Source organism: Streptomyces sp. NPDC058864 (assembly GCF_042742985.1).
Taxonomy (GTDB): Bacteria; Actinomycetota; Actinomycetes; order Streptomycetales; family Streptomycetaceae; genus Actinacidiphila.
The window spans coordinates 81422-92756 of record NZ_JBHYMQ010000027.1; the positions used below are offsets into that span (position 1 = coordinate 81422).

General features: G+C 73.5%; 10 protein-coding genes. 7 read left to right on the forward strand and 3 right to left on the reverse strand.

Translation table 11 applies throughout. From position 1 onward, the window contains the following. Window positions 1-40: 40 nt before the first annotated feature. The gene (gene ggt, locus ACFW3D_RS21635) at window positions 41-1855 is read left to right on the forward strand and encodes a gamma-glutamyltransferase (RefSeq protein WP_500505905.1); all 1815 of its coding nucleotides are present in this window, start codon (window positions 41-43) and stop codon (window positions 1853-1855) included. On the opposite strand, the gene ACFW3D_RS21640 is transcribed toward ggt, so the two are convergent. Next, window positions 1837-2586 carry a metallophosphoesterase gene (locus ACFW3D_RS21640; RefSeq protein ID WP_500505907.1) on the reverse strand — a complete coding sequence of 250 codons (750 nt, stop codon included), beginning with the start codon at window positions 2584-2586 and terminating at the stop codon, window positions 1837-1839. The two genes, ggt and ACFW3D_RS21640, sit on opposite strands and share 19 nt — an antisense overlap. Before the next feature lie 91 nt (window positions 2587-2677). Here ACFW3D_RS21640 and ACFW3D_RS21645 point away from each other — a divergent pair, with 91 nt between their 5' ends. The 4 genes from ACFW3D_RS21645 to ACFW3D_RS21660 all read left to right on the forward strand — a co-directional run bounded on the left by ACFW3D_RS21645 (window position 2678) and on the right by ACFW3D_RS21660 (window position 7219). Beyond that, complete coding sequence (locus tag ACFW3D_RS21645) at window positions 2678-3271, forward strand: CGNR zinc finger domain-containing protein (protein WP_500505909.1); 594 nt, start codon at window positions 2678-2680, stop codon at window positions 3269-3271. A 195-nt stretch (window positions 3272-3466) separates the two neighbouring features. Next, window positions 3467-4927: a hypothetical protein gene (locus ACFW3D_RS21650; RefSeq protein ID WP_500505912.1), complete on the forward strand. Its 1461-nt coding sequence runs from the start codon at window positions 3467-3469 to the stop codon at window positions 4925-4927. Window positions 4928-5057: 130 nt separating this feature from the next. Next, on the forward strand, window positions 5058-5903 hold the full coding sequence (locus tag ACFW3D_RS21655; RefSeq protein WP_500505914.1) for a nitrilase-related carbon-nitrogen hydrolase: 846 nt from the start codon (window positions 5058-5060) through the stop codon (window positions 5901-5903). 8 nt (window positions 5904-5911) lie between these two features. Next, window positions 5912-7219, forward strand: a complete 1308-nt coding sequence (locus tag ACFW3D_RS21660; RefSeq protein WP_500505916.1) for an aspartate aminotransferase family protein — start codon at window positions 5912-5914, stop codon at window positions 7217-7219. 7 nt (window positions 7220-7226) lie between these two features. On the opposite strand, the gene ACFW3D_RS21665 is transcribed toward ACFW3D_RS21660, so the two are convergent. Next, window positions 7227-8114 (reverse strand): endonuclease/exonuclease/phosphatase family protein, encoded by an 888-nt coding sequence (locus ACFW3D_RS21665; RefSeq protein ID WP_500505918.1) that lies wholly within the window; start codon window positions 8112-8114, stop codon window positions 7227-7229. Further along, window positions 8111-8863 (reverse strand): hypothetical protein, encoded by a 753-nt coding sequence (locus ACFW3D_RS21670; protein ID WP_500505920.1) that lies wholly within the window; start codon window positions 8861-8863, stop codon window positions 8111-8113. Before ACFW3D_RS21670 ends, ACFW3D_RS21665 begins: the two co-directional genes overlap by 4 nt. Window positions 8864-9166: 303 nt before the next feature. On the opposite strand from ACFW3D_RS21670, the gene hydA reads away from it, so the two are divergent. After that, window positions 9167-10573 carry a dihydropyrimidinase gene (gene hydA / locus ACFW3D_RS21675; protein WP_500505923.1) on the forward strand — a complete coding sequence of 469 codons (1407 nt, stop codon included), beginning with the start codon at window positions 9167-9169 and terminating at the stop codon, window positions 10571-10573. Between the two features lie 17 nt (window positions 10574-10590). Further along, on the forward strand, window positions 10591-11335 hold a 745-nt coding region (locus ACFW3D_RS21680), incomplete at its 3' end, for a TIGR03842 family LLM class F420-dependent oxidoreductase (protein ID WP_500505925.1).

An 11335-nucleotide genomic window follows, 5' to 3' on the forward strand; every position in this document is an offset into this window, starting at 1 on the left:
GTTAGGCTGCCCGGACGGTCGCCCCAGTGGAGGTCCACGTATGCGTCGTCACGCTGTACGGAGTCTGTCGCTGCTCGCCGTAACCGCAACCGCCGCTCTGTCGGTGGCCGCGGCCCCGCCGGGGGCGGACGCCCCGGCCCGGGACGCCACGCCCGCCAAGGTCCCGCTCGCCGTCGGCTACGGGGGCGCGGTCTCCAGCGTCGACGCCGACGCCTCCGCCGCCGGCATCGAGGTGCTGCGCCGCGGGGGGAACGCCGTGGACGCCGCGGTCGCCACCGCGGCCGCCCTGGGTGTCACCGAGCCCTACTCCTCGGGCATCGGCGGCGGTGGTTACTTCGTCTACTACGACGCCGGGCAGCGCAAGGTCCACACCATCGACGGCCGCGAGACGGCCCCCAAGAGCGCCACCGACAAGCTCTTCGTCGAGAACGGCCAGCCCCTCCCCTTCAACGACGCCGTCACCAGCGGCCTGAGCGTCGGCGTCCCCGGCACCCCCGCCACCTGGGACACGGCCCTGAGATCCTGGGGCAGCCGCAGCCTGCGCGACGTGCTGCGGCCCGCGGAGCGCCTCGCCCGCGACGGCTTCACCGTGGACGCCACCTTCCGCAGCCAGACGGAGGCCAACCAGGCGCGATTCAAGGACTTCCCGGCCACCGCCGCGCTCTTCCTGCCCGGCGGGCAAGCGCCCGTCGTCGGCTCCACCCTCAAGAACCCGGACCTCGCCCGCACCTACGCCGAGCTCGGCCGCAAGGGCGTCTCCGCCGTCTACAGCGGAGGCATAGGCGCCGACATCGTGAACACCGTGCGCAAGCCGCCGGTGGACCCGGCGGCCACCCGGGTCGTCCGGCCCGGCGACCTCACGACGGCCGACCTCAAGGCCTACAAGGCCAAGCCGCAGAACCCCACCCGCGTCTCCTACCGGGGTCTGGACGTCTACGGCATGGCGCCCTCCTCCTCCGGCGGCACCACCGTCGGCGAGGCACTGAACATCCTGGAGCGGACCGGCAGGCTCTCCCGGCTCTCCGAGGCGCAGTACCTGAACCGCTTCCTCGAGGCGAGCCGGATCTCCTTCGCCGACCGCGGGCGCTGGGTGGGCGACCCGGCCTTCGAGAAGGTCCCGACCGCGGGGCTGCTGTCCCGGTCGTTCGCCGATTCCCGGGCCTGCCTGATCAAGGACGACGCGGTGCTCACCAGCCCGGTCGCCCCGGGAGACCCGTACCACCCGGCGCGCTGCGCCAGCGGCGGCAAGGCCGCCCCGACGACGTACGAGGGGGATAGCACCACGCACCTCACGGTCGCCGACAAGTGGGGCAACGTCGTCTCGTACACGCTGACCATCGAGCAGACCGGGGGCAGCGCCATCACCGTCCCCGGGCGCGGTTTCCTGCTCAACAACGAGCTGACCGACTTCTCGTTCGTCCCGGCCAGTCCTTCCGTCCACGACCCCAACCTGCCGGGTCCGGGCAAGCGGCCGAGGTCCTCGATGTCACCGACGATCGTCACGAAGGACGGCCGTGCGGACTTCGCGCTCGGCTCGCCCGGTGGCGCCACGATCATCACCACCGTGCTGCAGGTACTGACCGAGCACGTCGACCGCGGCCTGCCGCTGGTGGACGCGATCGCCGCGCCGCGCGCCAGCCAGCGCAACGCAGCGAACACCCAGGTCGAGCCCGCTTTCCTCGCGAGCGACGTGGCGGCGGAGCTGAAGGACATCGGGCACAGCTTCGCCGACGCGGGTGAGATCGGTGCCACGACCGGCGTCCAGCGGCTGCCGGACGGCCGCTGGCTCGCCGCCGCCGAGACGGTGCGCCGCGGCGGCGGCTCGGCGATGGTGGTTCAGAGCACCACGCGGTAGTGGGTCGTCAGGCGCCGCTCGTCGTCCAGCACATGGAAGGCGACGCCGGGCGGCGCCGAGCGGTCGGCCACCGAGCCGTCCTGCCCGCCCTCCCAGGGCATGCGCAGCGTCCACGTCACCCCTGGTGCGGCGATCAGCGGCCGCCCGGCGAAGGTGGTGGCGGCGGGTGTGTGCGCGTGCCCGGTCAGGACGGCGACCACCTCCGGGTGTGCGGCCAGCAGTTCCTCCAGGGCCGCGGGCCGGCCGAGCCGGTACCCGTCGGGCAGCGGATGGTGCAGCGCGACGGGCGGATGGTGGAAGGCCAGCAGCGCCGGGGTACCGGGGGCCAGCCCGTCCAGCGTCGCGGACATCCACTCCAGGGTCTCCTCGTCGAGGAGACCGTCGTCCTCGCCCGGGATCGTCGAGTCGCACATCAGGACCGCGGTCCCGGCGACGACGTGCGCCCGGTTCACCGGTCCCGTCTCCTCGGCCTCGCCCAGCAGTGCCTTGCGGTACGCGGCGCGCCGGTCGTGGTTGCCCGGGCAGGGGAGCACCGGGAAGGGCGCGTCGAGGATCCGGGCGGCCTCCTCGTACTCGGCCGGGGCGCCGTGGTCGGCGATGTCCCCGGTGACCAGCAGTGCGTCGGGCGGGCGCGGGAGCCCGCGCAGGTAGGACATGACACGGGCGGCGCGCTCCGTCGAGCGTTCGGTGCCGTCGAGATGCAGGTCGCTGATGTGAGCCAGCAGCGGCATGGGCCGCTCCCCTCCAGGCTTAATGGTTAATCTGTCATCTTGCATTAGAACCGTAGGGTGCGACCGGCGGACGATCAAGAGGAGGGGCGTCGTGGAGCGCTACCTGGCCCTGGAACTGGTGAGCACCATCCGGCACGACGGCGACGGAGGGGTCACCGACGACCTCGGCGACCCCTCCGCGCTCACGGCATGGGTCGGCGAACATCTTCCCCAGGACGGCGGCTTCACCGCGGACGACGCCGTCCTCGCCGACGTCCTCGAGCTCCGCCGCGCGGTGCGCGCCCTCTTCGCCCGCGCCGTGGCGCCCGGACCGCCCAGCTCCGCCGACGTCCGGCGCCTGATGCCCGCCGAGGAGGCCCTCGCACACCTCAACACCGCGGCGGCGCGGGTCCCGGTCGTCCCCCGGCTGGTGTGGGAGGCGGAGGAGGCGCCCGCCGCCCTGCTGGAGGCCGCCGTGGAGCCGGCCGGCCCGGCCGCCCGGATCGTCGCCGAACTCGCCCGCGCCGCCGTCGACTTCCTCGCCGGCCCGGAACGGGCACGGCTGCGGGCCTGCGCCGCGCCCCGGTGCGTCCGGTACTTCGTGAAATCCCACGGCCGCCAGGAATGGTGCAAGCCGTCCTGCGGGAACCGCGCCCGCGTCGCCCGTCACTACCGCCGTCAGCACCTGGAGACGGCCCGGCCCTGAGGGTCCGGGACACCGCGCCGGCGGCTCCCCGGCGAAGGGGGCGCGCCACCGTGCCTCCGCGCGGGTTCCGGGCGCCCGTGCAGCCTCCGCCCCCTCCGCGAAAACTCTCCGTAGCGCCGCCGTAACACAACGGGTGTCGAATGCCGTGCGGACCACACGCTTCCGCCGCCCGGCGGCGGACAGGGAGGAGCGAGAGTGGAACGCGGGGAGCGCAGCCAGGTGATCGACCCGATCCGCGAGTTCGCCCGGTACCTGCGGGGTCTCGTCGGCGCGGCGGGCGACACGCCCGGCTGGTACGCGGTATTCGCGGAACGCGATCCCGGCGGCGTCCAGGCCTGGCTCGACGGCACCGACGTCCCGCCGTGGGACGTCGTCCTCGCCCTCCTCCAGGACGTCGCCGCCGCCCGCGGCGGCCACCCGGCGCAGGAGGCCGCGGAGTCCGCCCGCGGACTGCACGCCGCCGCCGTCGCCGCCCACGACGCCGCACCGGGCGCCGAGGCGGCGCTGGGCACCCGGCTGGACGTCTTACTCAGGGAACGCCAGTACGCGGTGCTGCACGAACGCGAGGTCACCGCCGCGCAGCGCGGCGCGGCCACCACCGCCGACGCGGAGCGCCTCGGCAACGAACTCGCCTGGGCCCGCGACGACCGCGAACGGGCCGTCGCGCGTTGCGCGGAGCTCCAGGCGCGCATCGACGCCGTCCGCTCCCGTCCCAACGTGCCCGAGGGGTGGTTCCGCCCGCAGGCGGCCCCGTCCCCCCGCGTTCCGACGCCCCGCGCCCAGGCCGCGTCCCCGCGCCCGCAGGACGGCGGTCCGGCCCCTGCACCGGGCCACGGGTCCGGCCCCGGTGACGCCGACGCCCGGCCCTGGACGGCCCACCGGCCCGCCGCCCGCGGACGAAAGGAACGCCCCCGCGGCGGAGCGCGGTACGGAGGGGCCCGCTTCGCCGGAGCACCCGAGGCCGAAGTGGTCGCGCAGCCGCCCGCGCCGCCCGCCGTCGCCGCACCGCAGGGCGGCCGTGCCCCCGGTCCCCGTGGGGCCCGCTTCGCGGGCGCGGCGGGCCACGACACCCCAGACGGCCGCGAGGCCGCACAGAGCCGCACCGACGTCCGTGCGGCGCACGCCCGCAGGGAGGCCGCGCGGTCGACCGCGGCGCGCATGGCCGAACTGCGCCGCACCGGCCGCACCGGCGAGGCGTACGTGCTGATGAGCGAGGCCGTGGCCGGCCCGCCCGAGGACGTCCCCGAGCTCGCGGCCGCGCTGGAGCGCTCAGGACTGGCCGCGGACGTGGCCACCCTGCTCTGGGAGCTGGCGGCGCAGCCCCCGCGGCGTCTGGCGGCCGCCGCGACCGCCCTGGACTCCGCCGACCGGGGCGACGACCGCCGGACCCTGCTCCACCAGGCGGCCGCCCGGCCCGTTCCCGAGGTCGCCGCGACCGCCGAAGCCCTGCTCGACGCCGGCCACCGGGACGCGGCGCTGAGCCTGCTGGCCGCCCTCGTCCGCGCCCGCAGCCCGGAGACGGCCGCCGGCATCGCCCACGAGGGTGCCGGGCTCGTCGGCCCGCTCCTGGACGCGGCGGGCCTGGTGTCGGTGTCCAAACGCCGCGACCTGGCCGCCGCACTGCGCCGAGCGGGTCTGCCCGACCGCGAAATCTGATCGGCTTCGTTGAGTAACGGCGTCGGTATTGCCACAGTGGGCAGTGGGCTCTTACGTTCGTCCCAGCGCCGGATCTACGTGCGTAGACCAGCCCGCCGTTCCGGCGTGACCTCGCGTCAAAGGAGCTGTCATGCCCAATGTCGTACGCGCCGCGCTCGTCCAGGCGACGTGGACCGGTGACACCGAGTCGATGATCGCGAAGCACGAGGAGCACGCCCGCGAGGCGGCCGCGCAGGGCGCCCAGGTGATCGGCTTCCAGGAGGTGTTCAACTCTCCGTACTTCTGCCAGGTGCAGGAGGCCGAGAACTACCGGTGGGCCGAGCGGGTGCCCGACGGACCGGCCGTGCAGCGCATGCAGACCCTCGCCCGGGAGACGGGCATGGTGATGGTGGTGCCGGTCTACGAGGTCGAGCAGGACGGCTTCTACTACAACACCGCCGCGGTGATCGACGCCGACGGCAGCTACCTCGGCAAGTACCGCAAGCACCACATCCCGCAGGTCAAGGGCTTCTGGGAGAAGTACTACTTCAAGCCCGGCAACCTGGGCTGGCCGGTCTTCGACACGGCCGTCGGCAAGGTCGGCGTCTACATCTGCTACGACCGCCACTTCCCCGAGGGCTGGCGCGCGCTGGGCCTGGCCGGGGCGCAACTGGTCTACAACCCCTCGGCGACCCACCGCGGACTCTCCTCGTACCTGTGGCAGCTGGAACAGCCGGCCGCCGCCGTCGCCAACGAGTACTTCGTCGCCGCCATCAACCGGGTCGGCCGGGAACCGGTCTACGGCGACAACGACTTCTACGGCACGTCCTACTTCGTCGACCCGCGCGGCCAGTTCGTGGGCGACGTCGCCTCCGACAAGGAGGAACAACTGATCGTGCGCGACCTGGACTTCGACCTGATCCCCGCGGTGCGCCAGCAGTGGGCCTTCTACCGGGACCGCCGCCCTGACGCCTACGGCACCCTGACGGAGGCGTGAACACGTCCATGACCATCACCGAGAACCCGCACGCCGCGCTCCACTCCCGCCACCGGGCCGTGATGCCGCAGTGGCTCGCGACGTACTACCGGGAACCCATCGAGATCACCCATGGCGAGGGCCGCCACGTCTGGGACGCCGAGGGCCGGCAGTACCTCGACTTCTTCGGCGGCATCCTCACCACCATGACCGCCCACGCGCTGCCGGAGGTCACCGCCGCGATCCGCGAGCAGGCCGGGCGGATCCTGCACTCCTCCACGCTCTACCTGAGCTCCCAGGCCGTCGACCTCGCCGAGCGCATCGCCCGCCTGTCGGGCATCCCGGACGCCCGGGTCTTCTTCACCACCTCCGGCACGGAGGCGAACGACACCGCGCTGCTGCTCGCCACCACGTACCGGAAGTCCAACCAGATCCTGGCGCTGCGCAACAGCTACCACGGGCGTTCCTTCTCGGCGATCGGCATCACCGGCAACACCTCATGGTCGCCCACGAGCCTGTCGCCGTTGCAGACGCTGTACGTGCACGGCGGCGTCCGTCACCGCGGCCCCTACGCGCACCTGTCCGACGCCGAGTTCACGGCCGCCTGCGTGGCGGACCTAGAGGACATGCTCGGCCAGGCCAACGGGCAGGTCGCCGCCCTGATCGCCGAGCCGATCCAGGGTGTCGGCGGCTTCACCTCGGGCCCGGACGGGCTGCTGGCCGCCTTCAAGCAGGTCCTGGACCGGCACGGCATCCTCTGGATCACCGACGAGGTGCAGACCGGCTGGGGCCGGACCGGTGAGCACTTCTGGGGCTGGCAGGCGCACGAGGGCTCCGGTCCGCCGGACGTGCTGACCTTCGCCAAGGGCGTCGGCAACGGCCTGTCCATGGGCGGCGTCGTCGCCCGCGCCGAGGTGATGAACTGCCTCACCGCCAACTCCATCTCCACGTTCGGCGGCAGCCCCATCACCACGGCGGGCGCGCTGGCCAACCTCCAGTACCTCCTCGACCACGACCTGCAGGGCAACGCCCGGCGCGTGGGCGGTCTGCTCAGGTCGCGGCTGGAGGCCATCTCCGCCGGTCTCCCGGTGGTCCGCGAGGTGCGCGGCCGCGGGCTGATGCTCGGCGTCGAACTGGCCACGCCGGCCGCCGCGGGCGTCGTCCTTGAGGCGGCTCGCGAGGGCGGCCTGCTGATCGGCAAGGGCGGCCGGGCCGGTGACGCGCTGCGCATCGCCCCGCCGCTCTCCCTGACCGTCGCCGAGGCGGAGGAAGGCGCCTCGATCCTGGAGTCGGCGCTCAAGCAGGCGCAGAGCGAGCTGGGCGACGGCCCGGCCTGACGGTACGTCACAACACGTCGTGGGCGGGGACACGGCCGCCGCCCACGACGCCGCCGTCAGAGTTCCAGGTCGACGACGAGCGGCCGGTGGTCGGAGACCCGCACGACCGGCGCGCCGGAAGAGCGCACGTCGGCCCGCCCGACCCCCGCGGCCAGCACATGGTCGAACTGCACCACGGGACGGTGGGAGGGGTAGGTGCGCGTACGGGCCAGCGCCCGCCAGGCCCCGCCCAGCGCCAGCCCGGCACCGGGCCCACCAGGTTGAGGTCGCCCAGCAGCAGGTGGGGCCGGGGCAGTCCGGCGATCCAGCGGCGGACCGTCACCAACTGGCCCACGTTCCAGCCGGGGACGAACGACAGGTGCACCGCGACCACCGTGAACGGGCCGCGCGCGCCCTCCAGGACGGCCGCCAGGGCGCAGCGCGGCTGGTCGCTCGTCATCCGGAGCCCGGCGACCCCGGGCACCCGCAGCGGAAACCCCACGGGTGAGGGGCGCAGCCGCAGGGCCCGCCACTCCCGTACGGGAAGCCGGGTGGCCAGGGCGATCCCGTGCGACGGCGGGCAGTTGCCGCGGGCCGCGTCCCCCGGTCCGTACACGCGCAGCCCGGGCTCGGCCGGATCGCGCACCCATCCCGTGCCCGGCACCGAGCGGCCGTGCACCGCCGACGCGTAGCGCCAGTCCCGGGCGCCCGACGCCGTGGCGGCCGCCGCGGCCTGGTCCACCCGGCCGGACCGCTCCTGGAAACGGTCCAGTTCCTGCAGCGCGAGGACGTCGGCGTCCAGGGACGCGACGGCCCGGGCGAGCGGTTCCCCGGCGGCGGCACCCCCGGGGAAGGGGGCCGGCCTGCCGTCCCTGACCGGCAGACCGTGCAGCACATTGAACGTCGCGAACCTCATGGGCCCGCCGCCCGTGGTCCGCCGGCAGCGGGGGCGGGCGCCGGGGTGCCGTCCCGCCGCCGTGGACGGCCCGGCCTGCGGAAGTGGGCGTACGGCGGGTACGTCTTGAAGGCGATGTCGAGTTCCGGCCCGCGCCCCCGGTCGCCGGACTCCAGCAGCGGTGTGAGCCTTTCGACCAGGGCCATGTGCCCTTTCGTCACGCCCTTCCGGCGCGGCCCCTGGCCGGCCGCCCGCGCCAGTGACGCGGCGGCGAAGGAGAAGGTGCCGCGGCTGCCCACCAGGAACAGCGTCCGCGCGTGGCGGACCGGCCGCAGCCGGTCGCGGGAGTCCGCGTGGCCGTACCGCTGCCACCAGGCGTCGGCGTCGCGCGCCGTGCGCGCCTCGTCCGTGCGGACCGTCAGGGGCACCCCGCCGGTCAGCCGGCCGCGCGGCCGGGGCCACTCGCTCACCCGCAGGCCCAGCGAGTGGTGGACGAGGACGAGGTCGACGCGGTCGCCGGCCGTCGCCAGGTACGCCTCCTCGTCCAGGGGGACGCCGCCGCGCAGCGGCACGTGGACGACGGTGCGCCGCGAGCACGCCGCGAAGGAGAACAGCCCGGCGAGGGCCGAGAGCCCGGCGTGGTCGCCGACCAGGAAGCCGTACTCGGCCGGGTCGGTGAGCGCCGTGTGGCGCGGGGGATGCCAGGGCTGCACGATCCGGTGCTCCACCGGGCCGGTGCGCGGGCGGAAGTGACGCAGCCTCAGCCGCATGCGGGATCCTCCATCCGCCCATCGTCGCCGTGCCGTCGCGGTCGGGGCAACGCGATTTCCCACCTCGTCACCTGCAGACCCGGGCGCCCGGTTCGTGGCATATTGTGAGCGTTCGCCGTACGGGGGCGCGGAGGAGGAGTGATCGTCCCCGTCGGTCCCGTCGATGGGGAGCAGCGGTATTGCCACCGTGGGTGACCGGTCATACGTTTTCCACCATGGCGGGGTCTACGTGCGTAGAGCCGTTCCGACATGGCATCGAGGTTTCCGGGGACCCCGCCCTCAGCCATTGGAAGGAGTGGGAGCATGAGCCGCATCGTCATCCGGGGCGGACTGGTCGTCACCGCCGCGGACGAGGTCCACGCCGACGTCCTCGTCGAGGGGGGCAGGGTCGTTGCCCTCGCCTCGCACGACTCCGACCCGGCACAGGGCTGGACCGGGTCCGCCGACCGCGTCATCGACGCGACCGGGAAGTACGTCATCCCGGGCGGCGTCGACGCGCACACCCACATGGAACTGCCCTTCGGCGGCACCCACGCCTCGGACACCTTCGAGACCGGCACCCGGGCCGCCGCCTGGGGCGGTACGACGACGATCGTGGACTTCGCCGTGCAGTCGGTGGGCCAGTCGCTGCGCAGCGGACTGGACACCTGGCACGCCAAGGCCGACGCGCAGTGCGCCGTCGACTACGGCTTCCACATGATCCTCTCCGACGTCAACGAGGACACCCTCAAGGAGATGGACATCCTCGTGGAGGAGGGCGTCACCAGCTTCAAGCTGTTCATGGCCTACCCCGGCGTGTTCTACAGCGACGACGGCCGCATCCTGCGCGCCATGCAGCGCGGCGCCGACAACGGCGGCCTGATCATGATGCACGCGGAGAACGGCATCGCCATCGACGTGCTCGTCGAACAGGCCCTGGCGGCGGGCAGGACCGATCCCCGCTACCACGGCGAGGTCCGCCACGCCCTGCTGGAGGCCGAGGCGACCCACCGCGCGATCCGGCTCGCCCAGGTCGCGGGCTCGCCGCTCTACGTCGTCCACGTCTCCGCGCAGCAGGCCGTCGAGCAGATCGCCCTCGCCAGGGACGAGGGGCTGAACGTGTTCGGCGAGACGTGTCCGCAGTATCTGTTCCTGTCCACGGACAACCTGGCGGAACCGGACTTCGAGGGTGCCAAGTACGTGTGCTCGACGCCGCTGCGGCCGAAGGAGCACCAGGCGGTCCTCTGGCGGGCCCTTCGCACCGACGACCTGCAGGTGGTGTCCACGGACCACTGCCCGTTCTGCTTCGTGGGGCAGAAGGAGCTGGGGCGGGGCGACTTCTCGAAGATCCCCAACGGTCTGCCGGGGGTGGAGAACCGGATGGACCTGCTGCACCAGGCGGTGGTGGACGGGCACATCAGCCGTCGGCGGTGGATCGAGATCGCCTGTGCGGCACCGGCGCGGATGTTCGGGCTCTATCCGCGCAAGGGGACCATCGCGCCGGGCGCGGACGCCGACATCGTGATCTACGACCCGCACGCGGAGCAGGTCATGTCCGCCGCCACCCACCACATGAACGTCGATTACTCCGCCTACGAGGGCAAGCGGATCACAGGACGGGTCGAGACCGTCCTGTCCCGCGGCGAGCCCGTCATCGACGGCCGGGAGTACGTCGGACGGGCGGGCCACGGCCAGTACACCCCGCGCGGAACCTGTCAGTACCTCGTCTGAGAAAGGCGCGTGGACCCATGGACTTCGGACTCGTCCTGCAGACGGACCCGCCCGCCGCGGCGGTCGTGGAGCTGATGCGCCGCGCCGAGCGCAACGGCTTCACCCACGGCTGGACCTTCGACTCGACCGTGTTGTGGCAGGAGCCGTTCGTCATCTACAGCCAGATCCTGGCGCGGACCGAGCGGATGGTCGTCGGCTCCATGGTCACCAATCCGGGCACCCGTACCTGGGAGGTGACCGCGTCGACCTTCGCGACGCTGAACGAGATGTTCGGCAACCGCACGATCTGCGGGATCGGCCGGGGAGACTCGGCGATGCGCGTGGCGGGCCGCAAGCCCAACACCCTCGCCCGCATCGAGGAGGCGATGCACGTCATCCGCGAGCTCGCCGAGGGCCGCGAGGCCGACCTCGGCGGCACGGTCGTCCGCATCCCCTGGATCAAGGAGGGAGCGAGACTGCCGGTGTGGATGGCGGCGTACGGGCCGAAGGCGCTGGCGATCGCCGGGGCGAAGGCGGACGGGTTCATCCTGCAGCTCGGCGACGTCTACCTGACCGAGTGGATGGTCAAGGCGGTCCGGGACGCCGCGGTCGCCGCCGGCCGCGACCCGTCCGAGGTGAAGGTCTGCGTGGCCGCGCCCGCGTACGTCACCGAGGACGACTCCCCGCGGGCGCTGGCCCACGCCCGGGAGCAGTGCCGCTGGTTCGGCGGCATGGTCGGCAACCACGTCGCCGACCTCGTTTCCAGGTACGGCGAGGTGTCGA